This window comes from Pseudomonas sp. P8_241 (assembly GCF_034008315.1).
Taxonomy (GTDB): domain Bacteria; phylum Pseudomonadota; class Gammaproteobacteria; order Pseudomonadales; family Pseudomonadaceae; genus Aquipseudomonas.
In genome coordinates this window covers 523,341-538,329 of sequence record NZ_CP125377.1, presented here as the reverse complement: position 1 = coordinate 538,329, position 14,989 = coordinate 523,341, and the positions used below count along the sequence as shown (strand labels likewise).

The window sequence follows — 14,989 nt, the reverse complement described above, 5'->3', positions numbered from 1 at the left end:
CAGCAAGCCGGCTCCTACAGGGTGAATACGAACCCCTGTAGGAGCCGGCTTGCCAGCGATGGGGGCATCACAGGCTAGGCAAAAGCTTGGTTGGAACCAGCTCAGTCAGGCACCGCGAAGCCAACAGTTCAGTCGCCGCATTGATGTCCGGTGCAAAGAACCGGTCCTTCTCATAAAACGGCACTTCTTTACGCAGAATGGCGCGAGCCTGTTCCAGTTTGGTCGAAGTCTTCAGGCCATTGCGCAAGTCCAGCCCCTGCACCGCCGCCAGCCATTCCACCGCGAGAATCCCGCGAGTGTTCTCGGCCATTTCCCACAGACGCTTGCCCGCCGCCGGAGCCATGGAAACATGATCTTCCTGGTTGGCGGAGGTCGGCAGACTGTCCACCGAATGCGGATGGGACAGTGCCTTGTTCTCGCTGGCCAGAGCAGCAGCCGTCACCTGGGCGATCATGAAACCGGAGTTGACGCCGCCATTGGCCACCAGGAACGGCGGCAGTTGCGACATGTGTTTGTCCATCATCAGCGAGATGCGACGCTCGCTCAGAGAACCGATTTCAGCGATGGCCAGCGCCATGTTGTCGGCCGCCATGGCCACCGGTTCAGCGTGGAAGTTGCCGCCGGAAATCACATCACCTTCAGCAGCGAACACCAGCGGGTTGTCGGAGACCGCGTTGGCTTCGACGGCCAACACTTCGGCGGCCTGACGGAACTGAGTCAGGCAGGCGCCCATGACTTGCGGCTGGCAACGCAGGGAATAAGGGTCTTGCACCTTCTCGCAGTTCTCGTGGGAATCGGACACTTCACTGCGCTCTCCCAGCAGATCGCGGTAAGCAGCGGCGGCGTCGATCTGGCCTTTCTGACCACGGGCCGCGTGGATGCGTGCGTCGAACGGCGAGCGCGAGCCCAGGACCGCTTCAACGGTGAGGCCGCCGAGAGCCAAGGCACCCGCAAAGAGATCTTCGCCTTCGAACAGGCCACGCAGGGCAAACGCGGTCGACACCTGCGTGCCGTTGAGCAGCGCCAGGCCTTCTTTGGCGGCGAGGGTCAGCGGAGTCAGGCCGGCGACTTTCAGCGCTTCGGTGGCTTCCATCCACTCGCCCTTGTAGCGCGCCTTGCCTTCGCCCAGCAGCACCAGCGACATGTGCGCCAGAGGCGCCAAATCACCGGACGCACCGACCGAGCCTTTCAAAGGAATGTGCGGATAAACCTCGGCGTTGATCAGCGCGATCAGCGCATCGATCACCACGCGACGAATGCCGGAGAAACCTCGGCTCAGACTGTTGACCTTGAGCACCATGATCAGGCGGACCAGCTCATCGCTGATCGGCTGGCCGACACCGGCGGCATGGGACAGCACCAGCGAACGCTGCAGATTCTCCAGGTCTTCGCTGGCGATGCGGGTCGAGGCCAGCAGGCCGAAACCGGTGTTGATCCCGTAGGCGGTACGGTTCTCGGCGAGAATTTGTTCCACGCAGGCAACGCTGGCTTCGATCTGCGCCGAGGCGCTGTTGTCGAGGGTCAGTTGTACCGGCTGTTGAAAGACATCACGCAGCTGAGCGAGGGTCAGTTGGCCGGGAATCAGGTTTAGGGCAGTCATTTATGTGCTCCTTTTGAGAGTTTGTTATCAACTACCAGACGCTCCGGAGATGTCCGTTGTCCGTCGCGTCTACCTTATGGGGAGCCGCGCCTTGGCACGCTGGTTTTTGTATGGAAATCAGTTCAGGTTCGGCAAAACCTTGTGCAGCAAATTCGCTTCTTTCAAAACGCCAGCAGCAGCGGCAATATCCGGCGCCAGCCAACGATCCTGATCGTAAGCCGGAACGCGCTCACGCAGCAGACGCCACGCGGCATCGGTGCCCGCGCCGAAGCGCTGCTCTTTCAGGAATTCAAACGCCTGGGCCGCCAGCAGATACTCGATGGCGAGGATCTGCGTGCAGTTTTCCAAGGCGCGGTGCAGTTTCAGCGCCGCGTTGGTGCCCAGGCTCAGGTGGTCTTCTTGCAGACCCGACGTCACGTAGTTATCCAACACTGCCGGTTGCGCCAACTGGCGGTTTTCCGCGCACAGCGAGGCGGCGACGTATTGCACGATCATCATCCCGGAATTCACTCCCGGGTTGGCCACCAGAAACGCCGGCAGACCGCTGACATGCGGGTTGATCAAGCGGTCCAGGCGACGTTCGGCGATGGAGCCGATTTCTGCCATCGCGATGGCCAGCAAATCCGCTGCCATTGCCACGGACTGACCGTGCGGGTTGGCCTGGGAAACGACGCGGTAGTTGTCCGCGGTGCCCAGCACCAATGGGTTATCGGTGGCGCTGTTGAGCTCGGTTTCGATCTGCTTGGTCGCGTGCGCCAGTTGATCGCGCGCGGCGCCGTGCACCTGCGGGATCGAGCGAATGCTCAGGGCGTCTTGCGTGCGAATGCCCTTGCTCTGGGCGATCACTTCACTGCCGTCGAGCAAGGCTCGCAGGTTGATCCCGACCTGCTGCATGCCAGGGTGCGGTTTGAGCGCGATGATCTCGGCATCGAACGCGTCGATTTGTCCGCGTTGGGCTTCGAAGCTCATGGCACCGACCACGTCGGCCCATTCCAGCAGGCGCGTGGCGTCGGCAATCGCCAGGCAGCTCAGGCCGGTCATGCACGGTGTGCCGTTGACCAGGCACAAACCGTCTTTGGCACCGAGTTTGACTGGTTGCAAGCCTTCTTCCGCCAATGCCTGCTGAGCGGAAACGATCTGCCCGCGATAGCTGACATTGCCGACGCCCAACAACGCAATGCCGATGTGAGCCATGTGGGTCAGGTAGCCCACAGAACCCTGGGACGGTACTTGCGGAGTGATGCCACGGTTGAGCAGCGCCAACAGCGCTTCGACGACCTGGCGGTGCAGGCCGGATTTGCCATGGCTGTAGTTAATGACGGCGGCGCACATGATCGAACGGGTCTGTTCGTTGGTCAGCGGTGTGCCAACGCCGCAGGCGTGGCTGAGCAGCGTGTTGCGCGACAACTGGCTGAGTTGCTCGTCCTGCAGCGAGACGTTGCACAGCGCGCCCAGACCGGTGTTGATGCCATAGGCGCGTTCGCCGCTGGTAACGATGCGCTGGACGATGGCCTGAGCGTTTTCGATGCGTGTCCAGATCGGCGCCGACAGCTCAAGCGGTGCGCCATCGCGGGCCACGGCCACCACATCCTGCCAAGTGACTTGCGCTTGGGTGATAACGATTTTTTCAGCCTGGGACATCTTTAACCTCGTACCTGAATATTGATGCAGCTTCACTGACCCCATCGCTGGCAAGCCAGCTCCTACAGGGATTGTGTACACCTTGTAGGAGCCGGCTTGCCAGCGATGGGGGCCAGCACAACCACCACAAATTTCTTAAACCACCGCCGCCCGACGCTGCACAAAGCGGTCGACATACTCATCCGCCGGCGAATGCAGGATCTCTCGCGGCGTGCCGACCTGGATCAGGCGGCCGTCCTTGAGGATCGCGATGCGGTTGCCGATGCGCACGGCCTCGTCGAGGTCGTGGGTGATGAAGACGATGGTCTTGTGCAAGGTCTTTTGCAGCTCCAGCAACTGGTCTTGCATCTCGGCGCGGATCAGCGGATCGAGGGCGCTGAACGCTTCGTCCATCAGAATGATGTCGGTGTCCGCCGCCAGGGCGCGAGCCAGGCCTACACGCTGACGCATGCCACCGGACAGCTGATGCGGGTATTTGTTTTCGTAGCCCTTGAGGCCCACGGTGTTGATCCAGTGCAGCGCCCGTTCGTTGCACAGGGCTTTGCTTTCGCCACGGATTTTCAAGCCATAGGCGACGTTATCCAGCACGCTCTTGTGCGGCAACAGGCCGAAGCTCTGGAACACCATGCTGATCTTGCGCCGACGAAATTCGCGCAGGGCTTCCATGTCGTATTGCAGGATGTCCACGCCGTCCACCAGGATCGCGCCGCTGGTCGGATCGATCAGGCGGTTGAAGTGGCGCACCAGAGTGGATTTTCCTGAACCCGATAACCCCATGATCACGAAGATCTCGCCGCTGCCGATGCTCAGGGACAGATCGTTCACGCCGACCACGCAACCCGTCTCGGACAGCACTTGCTCCTTGGTCTTGCCCTGGCCGACCATGGCCAGCGCGTCCTTGGAACGGTTACCGAAAATCTTGAAGACGTTTTTGACTTCGATCTTGCTTACGGATGCGTTGTTCATTTGCTCACCTCATGCCGTGGCCGACCGTACGCCTGTGTAATGCGGTCGATGACCACTGCCAGAATCACAATCGCCAAACCCGCCTCCAGGCCGCGTCCGACGTTGAGGGTCTGAATCCCCACCAGCACGTCTTCACCCAAACCACGGGCACCGATCATCGAGGCAATCACCACCATCGACAGGGCCATCATGGTGGTCTGGTTGATACCCGCCATGATGCTTGGCAAGGCCAGCGGCAGTTGCACGCCGAACAATTGCTGCCAGCGGTTGGCACCGAAAGCGTTGATCGCTTCCATCACTTCGCCGTCAACCTGGCGAATGCCCAGGTCTGTCAGGCGGATCAGCGGCGGTGCGGCATAGATCACCGTGGCGAAAATCGCCGGGACCTTGCCCAGACCGAACAGCATCAGCACCGGGATCAGGTACACGAAGCTCGGCATGGTCTGCATGATGTCCAACAGCGGCATCAACACCGAACGCAGGCGATTGCTGCGCGCCGAGAGGATGCCCAGCGGGATGCCGATCAGCACCGAAATGACCGTCGCCACCATCATCAGCGCCAGGGTCTGCATCAGTTTGTCCCAGAGGCCGACCGCGCCGACCAGGAACAGCAAACCGACGATCACCGCGGTGGTCACCACCTTGCGGGTTGCGTGCCAGGCCACGCCGGCCACGATCGCCAGCATCAGCCACCACGGTGCCGCACGCAGCAGGCCTTCGAGATTGACGATGGCCCACAACAGGGTGTCGGAGATGCTGCGGAACACGTCGCCGTAATTGGTTACCAGCGAATCGACCCAACCGTTGACCCAGTCGGCGATGGAAAAGGTAAAGCTTTCGGGAAACATAAGAGACTCTCAATCAAGGGGTTGCGATCAAGCATCAGACTGCCGTTGCCGGCAGTCGGAGAAGCCCGACCTACAAGGCCGCGTCGATTTTCCTGGCAGCGTCTTCGCTCACCCACTGGTGCCAGACTTCAGGATGTTCCTTGAGGAAGATTTTCGCCAGTTTCGGCGAAGCAATCCGCTCCTTGGCCATGCGCCCCAGGTTCTGGTTCAGCAGGTCGATCGGCAGGTTGACCTTTTCCAGTACGGCCACCAGTTCCGGGGCTTCGTCATGGAAGGTCTTGGACAGGCCGACCTTGATGGTCACGGTCTTGTCCACGCCCGGTTTTTCTTCAAGCTTGACCAGGTCGACCTGGCCCATCAGCGGCGTCGGCGACCAGTAATAGAACAGGATCGGCTCTCCGCGCTTGTAGCTCGACAGCACGGCGGCATCCAGCGCCGGGCCGGTGCCTGGGCGGAAGTTGGTGTAGGTGCTTTCCAGGCCGTAGCTTTTGAGCATTTCGCTGTTGTCGAGCTCACAGGTCCAACCGGCCGGGCAGTTGTAGAAGCGGCCTTTGGTCGGCTCTTCCTGATCCTTGAACACCGTGGCGTACTTGCCCAGGTCGGCGATGTTTTTCAGGTCTGGCGCCTTGGCTTCGAGCTTGCGGCTGGCATCGCCTTCGATCACGTAGCGCGGCACGTACCAGCCTTCGACAGCACCGACTACAGGAGCGCCGACACCGACGACCTTGCCGGCCTTCTCGGCCTTGTTCCAGACCTCGCTGCGGCCGACCCATTCTTCGGCGAATACTTGAATATCGTTGCTGCTCAGGGCGTTTTCCATGGTGATGGAGTTACCCGGCAGGCTGTCGGTCTTGCAGTCGTAGCCTTTCTCAAGCACGACCTGCAACACGTCGGTCAGCAGCATGCCGCTTTCCCAGTTCAGACCGGCGAATTTCACAGGTTTCCCCGACTCGCACCAACCCGCCGCCTGCGTGGCGCCGGCGCTGGCCAGCAGGCCCATGGAAAGCAATGTGGTCAGCAGGGTCTTGTTCGATTTCATTGTCTTGACGCTCCTAATCATGAATGGGCTTACGGCAGTCAAAAGGCATCCAGCCCTGTCCACGTCCAGTCAGGCCTGCGCCGCAGCGCGGCCGGTGCTCAGCTTTTGTTCGATGACGGCGTCCTGCTCGACCGGCAGGATCAGTTGATCGGGCACTGTGCCGTGCCATTTTTTTGCGCACAGGTAATACAGGGCGGCGGGCAGCACCAGGCCGATGATCCAGGAAATATCCACTCCCCCCAGGGCATCCACCAGCGGACCGGTATAGAACTTGGAGGAGATGAACGGCAGCTGCACCAACACACCGAAAACATAGACGCTGATCCCGAGAGTGTTCCAGCGGCCGTAACGACCGTTCGGATCGGCCAGCGCCGGCACGTCATAGCGTTCGCGGGTGATGCAGTAGTAATCCACCAGGTTGATCGCGCTCCAGGGCGTGAAGAACGCCAGCAAGAACAGGATGAAGGACTTGAATGCACCGAGGAACGAGTGCTGGCCGAGCAACGCCATCAGGGTCGCAGCACCGACGATGACCAGCACGAACACCAGACGCTGCAAGCGCGTTACTTTCAGCTCACCGCGAAAGCCGCTGATGATGGTCGCAATGCACATGAAGCTGCCGTAGGAGTTCAGCGTGGAGATGGTGACCTTGCCGAACGCGATGCTGAAGTACAGCAGCGCAGCGGTAGCACCGGTACCACCCAGACCAACGATGTAGGCCACTTCGTGGCCGGCGAATTGCCCGTTGGCCGACGCGGCAGCGAACACGCCGAGAACCATCGCTACCTGTGCACCAATGACCGAACCTGCGCCTGCGGCAAAAAAGGTCTTTACCGAGGAAACTTTGCTCGGCAAGTAGCGGGAATAGTCAGCCACATAGGGGCCGAAGGCGATCTGCCAGGACGCCGCGAGCGACACCGCCAGCAGGAAACTGCTCCAGCTGAAGTGGCGGATTTGCAACAGCGCGCCAACGTCAACCTGGCTCATCAGACGGCTGAACAGATAAACAAAGGCAATCACGCCAATGACACTGGCAACACGGCCGATCCAATGGATCACCCGATAACCGAGCACCGTGACCAGCACGATGACACTGGCAAAAAGCAGGATGCCGACGGTGTCGCTGACCCCAAACAACTGGCCCAGCGCCTGGCCGGAAAGCACGGTTCCCGTTGCGGTAAAGCCCAGGTACATCAAGCAGACCAGCACAATCGGGATGGCCGCGCCATAAACGCCGAACTGCACCCGGCTGGAGATCATCTGCGGCAAGCCAAGCTTGGGCCCTTGCGCCGCATGCAACGCCATCACGCCACCGCCGAGCAATTGCCCGATCAGCAAACCGATGAGCGACCAGAACACATCACCGCCGAGCACCACCGCCAATGCGCCGGTGACAATCGCGGTGATTTGCAGGTTGGCCCCCATCCACAGGGTGAACTGGCTGAACAGACGACCGTGTCTTTCCGCTTCCGGGATGTAGTCGATCGAGCGTTTCTCGATCAACGGTTTGTTGCCTGCACGTTCGCTGGTGACAGCCATGGTTCAACCTCTGTGGATTGTTATTGTGGGTTGGACAATCCCCTGTAGGAGCCGTCTTGCTGGCGATCCATGCGGCGCGGTGTGTCTGGTGCAACGCACTGATGCTATCGCCAGCAAGCCGGCCCCTACAGGGCAAGCATTACTTGCCGGTAATCATCGGCAGGTTCAGCCCTTGTTCCTTGGCGCAGTCGATGGCGATCTGGTAACCGGCATCGGCATGACGCATAACGCCAGTCGCCGGGTCGTTGTGCAGAACGCGAGCAATGCGCTCTGCCGCTTCGTCCGTACCGTCGCAGACAATCACCATGCCCGAATGCTGGGAGAAGCCCATGCCGACGCCGCCGCCGTGGTGCAGGGAAACCCAGGTCGCCCCGCTCGCGGTGTTCAGCAGAGCGTTGAGCAGTGGCCAGTCGGACACGGCGTCGGAACCGTCCTGCATCGATTCGGTTTCGCGGTTCGGGCTGGCTACCGAACCGGAGTCCAGGTGGTCACGGCCGATGACGATGGGTGCGGACAATTCACCGCTGCGCACCATTTCGTTGAACGCCAGACCCAGCTTGGCGCGCAGACCCAGGCCAACCCAGCAGATACGTGCCGGCAGACCCTGGAAGCTGATGCGCTCGCGGGCCATGTCCAGCCAGTTGTGCAGGTGAGCGTCGTCCGGGATCAGCTCTTTGACCTTGGCGTCGGTCTTGTAGATGTCTTCAGCGTTGCCCGACAGTGCAGCCCAACGGAACGGGCCGATGCCACGGCAGAACAGTGGACGGATGTAGGCCGGTACGAAGCCCGGGAAGTCGAATGCGTTTTCCACGCCTTCTTCCTGAGCCATCTGACGGATGTTGTTGCCGTAGTCGAAAGTCGGTACGCCCATTTTCTGGAAGTCCAACATGGCTTTGACGTGCACGGCCATCGATTGCTTGGCGGCTTTGATCACAGCAGCAGGCTCGGTCTTGGCGCGAGCGCGGTACTGGTCCCAGGTCCAGCCGGCCGGCAGGTAGCCGTTGAGCGGATCGTGGGCGCTGGTCTGGTCGGTGACCATGTCCGGGCGCACGCCGCGCTTGACCAGCTCCGGCAGGATTTCAGCCGCGTTACCCAGCAGCGCGATGGAGATCGCCTTGCCTTCTTTGGTGTATTTGGCGATGCGGGCCAGTGCGTCGTCGAGGTCGGTGGCTTGCTCGTCGACGTAGCGGCTTTTCAAACGGAAATCGATGCTGACCTGCTGGCATTCGATGTTCAGCGAGCAAGCGCCGGCCAGGGTTGCAGCCAGCGGCTGTGCGCCACCCATGCCGCCCAGGCCAGCGGTCAGGACCCACTTGCCTTTCAGGTCATCGTTGTAGTGTTGGCGACCGGCTTCGACGAAGGTTTCGTAGGTGCCCTGGACGATGCCCTGGCTGCCGATGTAGATCCAGCTGCCGGCGGTCATCTGGCCGTACATGGCCAGGCCTTTGGCGTCCAGTTCGTTGAAGTGTTCCCAGCTCGCCCAGTGTGGCACCAGGTTGGAGTTGGCGATCAGTACGCGAGGAGCGTTGCTGTGGGTCTTGAACACGCCGACCGGCTTGCCGGATTGCACCAGCAGGGTCTCGTCGTCGTTCAGGTTGGTCAGGCTTTCGACGATCTTGTCGTAGCATTCCCAGTTACGCGCTGCACGCCCGATACCACCGTAAACCACCAGTTCTTTAGGGTTCTCGGCGACTTCCGGGTCGAGGTTGTTCATCAGCATGCGCAGCGGCGCTTCGGTCAGCCAGCTCTTGGCGGTCAGCGTGTTACCGCGGGCAGCGCGGATTTCAACGTCACGAAATTTAGTCACGAAAAGAACTCCTCAGCAATCAATCCAAAACCAACCCAGGCAGTGGGCGAGCAAGCCGATGGACATCAGTGCACACCGGCGAATCAGTGGACGACGGTTGAGTCTTCGTGACTCATACGCATACGTCTTTACTTGTACATACAAGCATATGCAATCAAGCGGCCAACTTGCTGGATGGGTGTTCAAGAAAAACTCTGAAATGGCTGGAGAGCCCCTGAAACAAGGGTTCTGGCGAAGATGAAATTTTCTGCGGGGATTTTTTGGAGGTCGCGACGATTGTTACTGAAGCGTGGTTTTGAGCCACTCTGGGGCGTTCGGTAACAAAGTGGTGCGCGATGGGGAACAGCTTTTCGTAGGAGCCGGCTTGCTGGCGATAGCGTCCTTAAGATCGCTATCGCCAGCAAGCCGGCTCCTACAGGGTGGGGTTCAGCGCTCTGTCAATTCGATCACGCAACAGGCGCCGCGAATGGAAACCTCGAGAAGACCTATGTTACCAACATGCTGAAGGCAATCATGGCGACCCAGTTGCGAAGCACTGTTACCGACTTTCACTTCCAGCGTTTCGCTGATGCTGAACACCAACACGGTGCCCGCCGAACTGAAGAACCGTTGCTCCCCACTCAACCACTGCAACCGCGCGGCATAACGCTGCGGTGCATAGATGAGGTTGAAATCGCGGATCGGACCGCCGAGCAATGTGCAGGAAACCTTGCTCTCGCCGCTGAACGCAAACGGGTCCAGCGGTAACAGTGACCGAGTGTCCTGGCCATCCACCGTCAGGCTCATGCCGTCACCCTGTAAAACCGTGATCACTCGCTCGTAACCGGCGAAGGTGGAAAACCCGCCCGACTCTCCGATGTCGGCAATCGAGAGGCGCCAGCCAAAGCCATCCAGGCCAGTACCAGCGTCACGGGCAATTTCCTCAGTGCTGCCGCCGCCGTTTTTCCACGGCATACGCGGGTAGTCTTTGGCGCGTAGAACCTTCAACTCATTCATTTGTGGAACCGACCTTCAAGACGATGACGGGAACCAGGGTGGATCAAGCGAGCGGCGGTCACCGGCTGACGACCGGACCAGGTGCGGCGACGAATCAGCAGGCACGGCTCGCCTTTTTCAATCTGCAGCAATTTGCATTCGGACGGCTCGGCCAGAATCGCCTCGACCACGTGCTCGCCCTCGGTCAGCGGCGCGACCTGGTTGAGGTAGGCGTAAGGCGTTTGCAGGGTGAAGTCCTGCTTGAGGTAGTCCGGCGCCACCAGCGCATTGACGAAACGGTCTTCGATTTGCACCGGGATGTCGTTTTCGAAATGCACGATCAGCGAATGGAACACCTTCTGGCCTTCGCGCATGTCCAGCGCCAAAGCGCGCTCGGAGCCGGCGGCCTCTTCTTCGAGGGTGATGACCTTGCACGTGTGGCGATGGCCACGGGAGGCGATTTCGTCGGCGATGTTGTGCACTTCGAACAGGGCGGACTGGCTTTTCGGCTCGGCGACGAACGTGCCGACACCTTGCATGCGCACCAACAGGCCGTCGGCGGTCATCTCGCGCAAGGCGCGGTTGATGGTCATGCGGCTGAAGCCCAACTGGCTGACCAGTTCGCTTTCCGACGGAACGCGATAGTGCGGCGGCCAGTTACCACTGTCGATTTGCTGGGTGATCATCTGTTTGACGCGGGCGTACAAGGGCGCCGGACTGTCGCCCATGTTCGCGGCCAACGGAGAGACTGGAGGCGGAGTCGGCACGGTTAATCCTTGGTCGTTTAGTGAATGTCGCTAGCTTGCCGGAGTTTACCGAGCAGGCAAACGTCTGTATATGTATATACAAATAACACACGATGGGGTGCTGAACCATGTCCGCCTTCTTTGCCGAACGCGCGCTGCTGCCTAGTGGATGGGCCAACAATGTACGTCTTGAGGTCAACGCCGACGGCGTATTGACCCATATTCAGGCCGATTCCAACGCAGATGGCGCCGAACGGCTGAGCGGTCCGCTGCTGCCGGGCATGCCGAACCTGCACTCCCACGCCTTCCAGCGGGCCATGGCAGGACTAGCGGAAGTGGCGGGCAACCCGAACGACAGCTTCTGGACCTGGCGCGATTTGATGTATCGCCTCGTCGGAAAAATCAGCCCGGAGCAACTCGGCGTCATCGCCCGTCAGCTGTACATCGAAATGCTCAAGGCCGGTTACACCTCGGTGGCGGAGTTTCATTACGTCCATCACGACCGCAACGGTCAGCCTTACGCCGATCCGGCTGAACTGGCGCTGCGTATCAGCCAGGCTGCCAGCGCTGCCGGGATCGGCTTGACCCTGCTGCCGGTGCTTTACAGCCATTCCGGTTTCGGTGGCCAGACGCCGAACGAGGGTCAGCGTCGCTTTATCAACAGCACCGAGAACTACCTCACGCTGCAATCACGCTTGCAACCGATGCTGGCGCAGCAACCCGCGCAGTCCCTGGGATTGTGTTTCCACTCATTGCGCGCAGTTACGCCGCAACAAATCAGCGAAGTGCTGGCGGCCAGCGACCAGCAATGCCCGGTGCACATCCATATCGCCGAGCAGCAGAAAGAAGTCGAAGACTGCCTGACCTGGAGTGGCCGACGTCCGTTGCAATGGCTTTACGAAAATGTCGACGTTGATCAGCGCTGGTGTCTGGTCCACGCGACCCATGCCAACCCGGAAGAAATCACGCTGATGGCCAAGAGTCGCGCCATCGCCGGCCTGTGCCTGACCACCGAGGCCAACCTCGGCGACGGGATTTTCCCGGCAGTGGATTTCCTCGCTCAGGGCGGACGCATGGGCATCGGTTCCGACAGTCATGTGTCGCTGAGTGTGGTGGAAGAATTGCGCTGGCTGGAATACGGCCAGCGTCTGCGCGATCAGCGACGCAACCGTTTGTATGGCGCGGATCAGCCGATGGTCGGGCGCACGTTGTTTGATGCGGCGCTGGACGGTGGTGCCCAGGCGCTGGGGCAACCGATTGGTGCGCTGGAAGTCGGCAAGCGCGCCGACTGGCTGGTGCTGGACGGCAACGATCCGTACCTGGCGACAGCCAATGGCGACGGGATTTTGAATCGCTGGCTGTTTGCCGGTGGGGATCGCCAAGTGCGCGATGTGTTGGTGAATGGGCAGTGGGTGGTGCGTGACGGTCGGCATGCGGACGAAGAAGAAAGCAACCGCGCCTTCACTCAGGTCCTGCGCGATCTCCTGGGCTGAAACAAATCCCTGTAGGAGCTGGCTTGCCAGCGAAGGCGATCTGTCAGGCAACACATCGGTTGCGGTCTGATGGCCTCTTCGCTGGCAAGCCAGCTCCTACAGGGGTATGTGTGGTCAGTTCGACGTTTTCGCCATCTGCGTATCCGATGCTCGCCAGATCAGCCGCGTAGTGTCGTAACCCTGCTGACGCGCCTTGCTCAGCAGCTCTTCACGCACCACACCGTTTACGGTTGGTGTGCGTGACAACAGCCACAAGTATTTGCGGCTCGGATCACCAACGATGGCGGTCTTGTAGTCATCGCTGACGTACAACACCCAGTATTCGCCCTTTGCCGTGCCCGGAATCAACCGGGAAAACCAGGTATCGAACTCGACCCACAATTTGTCGGTCTTGCCCGGTACCTGCGGATAAGCCGTGCCCTTGACCTCCTCCCATTGCCACTGCGGCGTCAGGCAGCGATTCAACACCGCGACGTTACCGTCAGGCTTGAGCGTGTAATGGGCTTCGGATTGCGCGCAATCGCGCTGGAAATACATCGGCAACCGAGCCAATTCGTACCAGGTGCCCTGGTAACGCTTGAGGTTGACGCTGTTGACGGTTTTGGGCGCCAACGGATCGTGGCCAGACGTGGCGCAGCCGGCCAACACCAGGCCGGCAAAAAGGATGATCAACAACCGCTTCATTATTTTTCTCCCGTGGGCAACTCGCCCCGGTTTACTTCAGGCCTTGGCCGGAAAACATCAGCACTTTGTCACCGGCATACTGCACGCTGATAAAGCTGTTCTTGTCACCCCAGGTGCAACTGGACATGCCGAGCGCGCCGGAACAATCGGCGGGTTTGCCCAACAGGGTTTCGACCTCGGCCTTGGTCATTCCTGACGAGAGCTTCGAATAGTTTTCCTGATTGACCTTGCTGCACGCAGCCAACAATACGCAAAAGGAAAGCAGGGCGATGGAACGCAGCGACATGGTGTAACTCCGGGGTGTAGGGGAATGGCATGACTGCCAAGCTGAACCTTAGAAGAGAAAACCCCTGTCTGGTTCCCTGACGACAGGGCTATTTATTGACCCGCTCGTCTGCCACTCGGCGAAAAAACAGGCCACCTTTTTTGTCTATCCGGTTTTTCGTCGATTTTCATCAAATCCGCCTAATCTTTGGCGCCGCACAGTCGACATAGGTGCAACGCAAACGCCACGCACGTGACGTTTGCCTCTCCTTTGTTGACCAGCCCCTCTGCGGTAGCTCATCCAATGACCCGAAACATGAAATTCAGCCACAAGATCTTGCTGGCTGCCGCCCTCGTGGTGGCCGTCGCATTCGCTTGTTTCATCCTGTTCAACGACTATCGCCAGCGCCAGACCCTGCGCAGCAACACCGAAGCCTCGATGCAGGAGCTCGGCAGCCTGACCACCAGCAACATCCAGACCTGGCTGGAAAGCCGCATGCAGTTGCTGCAATCGATGGCGCAACAGGTCAGTGCCGACGGCAATGCGACCGCCAGCCTGAAGCGCATCATCGACCTGCCCGCCTACACCGGTAATTTCCAGCTGAGTTACTTCGGCGGTGCCGAGGGCGTGATGTTCTCCGTCCCGGCCGGTAACCGCGCAGCGGACTATGACCCACGCGCCCGTGGCTGGTACAAGGCAGCGGACAGCGCGCAACAGACTATCGTCACCGAACCGTACATCGCAGCCTCGTCCGGCAAACTGGTGATCACCGTGGCAACCCCGGTGCAGCGTCAAGGCCAGATGATTGGCGTGGCCGGGGCCGACATCGACCTGTCCAGCGTCAGCGCGATCATCAATTCGCTGAATTTTGGCGGTCACGGTCATGCCTTCATCGTCGGCGCCGACGGCAAAATCCTGATTCACCCGGACAACAAACTGGTACTCAAGAACCTGAGCGAGGCCTATCCCAACGGCGCGCCGAGAGTCAGCCCGGGCATGAAAGAAGTCGAGATCGACGGCAAGCGCCAGTTCATCTCGTTCACCCACGTCAACGGCGTACCGTCGGCAGACTGGTACGTGGCGCTGGTGCTAGACCAGGACACCGCGTTCGCAATGCTCAGCGAGTTTCGCACCTCGGCGATCATTGCCATGGTGATCGCGGTGGTGATCATCATCGCGTTGCTGGGCATGCTGATCAGCCTGTTGATGCAACCGCTGCTGACCATGGGTCGCGCCATGCATGACATTGCTGAAGGCGAAGGTGACTTGACCAAACGTTTGATCATCCACGGCCATGACGAATTCGGCGCGCTGGGGCTGTCGTTCAATCGTTTCGTCGAACGTATTCACACCTCGATCAGCGAAGTGTCCTCGGCCACCGGCCAG

The 14,989-nt window shown here is 60.1% G+C and carries 12 protein-coding genes and 1 pseudogene; 2 read left to right on the top strand and 11 right to left on the bottom strand.

The genetic code is table 11. The annotated features are described in order from the left end of the window. Window positions 1-67 precede the first annotated feature (67 nt). From hutH (QMK58_RS02415) to hutC, 9 genes are all read right to left on the bottom strand, one after another. Window positions 68-1,600, bottom strand: coding sequence for a histidine ammonia-lyase (hutH, locus tag QMK58_RS02415; RefSeq protein ID WP_053153269.1), 1,533 nt, complete (start codon window positions 1,598-1,600; stop codon window positions 68-70). 117 nt (window positions 1,601-1,717) lie between these two features. Next, window positions 1,718-3,241 (bottom strand): histidine ammonia-lyase, encoded by a 1,524-nt coding sequence (hutH, locus tag QMK58_RS02410; RefSeq protein WP_320395822.1) that lies wholly within the window; start codon window positions 3,239-3,241, stop codon window positions 1,718-1,720. A 135-nt stretch (window positions 3,242-3,376) separates the two neighbouring features. Then, a complete protein-coding gene (locus tag QMK58_RS02405; RefSeq protein WP_053153262.1) occupies window positions 3,377-4,207 on the bottom strand; it encodes a quaternary amine ABC transporter ATP-binding protein in 831 nt (276 codons plus the stop codon). Then, complete coding sequence (locus QMK58_RS02400) at window positions 4,204-5,055, bottom strand: ABC transporter permease (RefSeq protein ID WP_053153259.1); 852 nt, start codon at window positions 5,053-5,055, stop codon at window positions 4,204-4,206. Before QMK58_RS02400 ends, QMK58_RS02405 begins: the two co-directional genes overlap by 4 nt. Before the next feature lie 70 nt (window positions 5,056-5,125). Beyond that, window positions 5,126-6,094 carry an ABC transporter substrate-binding protein gene (locus QMK58_RS02395; protein ID WP_320395821.1) on the bottom strand — a complete coding sequence of 323 codons (969 nt, stop codon included), beginning with the start codon at window positions 6,092-6,094 and terminating at the stop codon, window positions 5,126-5,128. Window positions 6,095-6,163: 69 nt separating this feature from the next. Next, on the bottom strand, window positions 6,164-7,633 hold the full coding sequence (locus QMK58_RS02390) for a purine-cytosine permease family protein (RefSeq protein ID WP_053153252.1): 1,470 nt from the start codon (window positions 7,631-7,633) through the stop codon (window positions 6,164-6,166). Between the two features lie 139 nt (window positions 7,634-7,772). Further along, the gene (gene hutU, locus QMK58_RS02385; protein WP_320395820.1) at window positions 7,773-9,440 is read right to left on the bottom strand and encodes a urocanate hydratase; all 1,668 of its coding nucleotides are present in this window, start codon (window positions 9,438-9,440) and stop codon (window positions 7,773-7,775) included. Window positions 9,441-9,866: 426 nt separating this feature from the next. Beyond that, window positions 9,867-10,436 carry a HutD family protein gene (locus tag QMK58_RS02380; RefSeq protein WP_053153240.1) on the bottom strand — a complete coding sequence of 190 codons (570 nt, stop codon included), beginning with the start codon at window positions 10,434-10,436 and terminating at the stop codon, window positions 9,867-9,869. After that, window positions 10,433-11,143 carry a histidine utilization repressor gene (gene hutC, locus QMK58_RS02375; protein WP_162135916.1) on the bottom strand — a complete coding sequence of 237 codons (711 nt, stop codon included), beginning with the start codon at window positions 11,141-11,143 and terminating at the stop codon, window positions 10,433-10,435. Before hutC ends, QMK58_RS02380 begins: the two co-directional genes overlap by 4 nt. A 146-nt stretch (window positions 11,144-11,289) precedes the next feature. Here hutC and QMK58_RS02370 point away from each other — a divergent pair, with 146 nt between their 5' ends. Beyond that, entirely contained in the window at window positions 11,290-12,654 is a 1,365-nt protein-coding gene (locus tag QMK58_RS02370; RefSeq protein WP_053153237.1) for a formimidoylglutamate deiminase, read from the top strand. Window positions 12,655-12,768: 114 nt separating this feature from the next. Here QMK58_RS02370 and QMK58_RS02365 read toward each other — a convergent pair whose 3' ends face one another. Together QMK58_RS02365 and QMK58_RS02360 are read right to left on the bottom strand one after the other, a co-directional pair. Next, complete coding sequence (locus QMK58_RS02365; RefSeq protein ID WP_053153234.1) at window positions 12,769-13,338, bottom strand: lipocalin family protein; 570 nt, start codon at window positions 13,336-13,338, stop codon at window positions 12,769-12,771. A gap of 31 nt (window positions 13,339-13,369) precedes the next feature. Continuing rightward, complete coding sequence (locus QMK58_RS02360; RefSeq protein ID WP_053153231.1) at window positions 13,370-13,624, bottom strand: outer membrane protein assembly factor BamE; 255 nt, start codon at window positions 13,622-13,624, stop codon at window positions 13,370-13,372. 282 nt (window positions 13,625-13,906) lie between these two features. On the opposite strand from QMK58_RS02360, the pseudogene QMK58_RS28840 reads away from it, so the two are divergent. Continuing rightward, a pseudogene (locus QMK58_RS28840) lies at window positions 13,907-14,941 on the top strand (cache domain-containing protein); the annotation flags it as partial. Window positions 14,942-14,989: the final 48 nt, after the last annotated feature.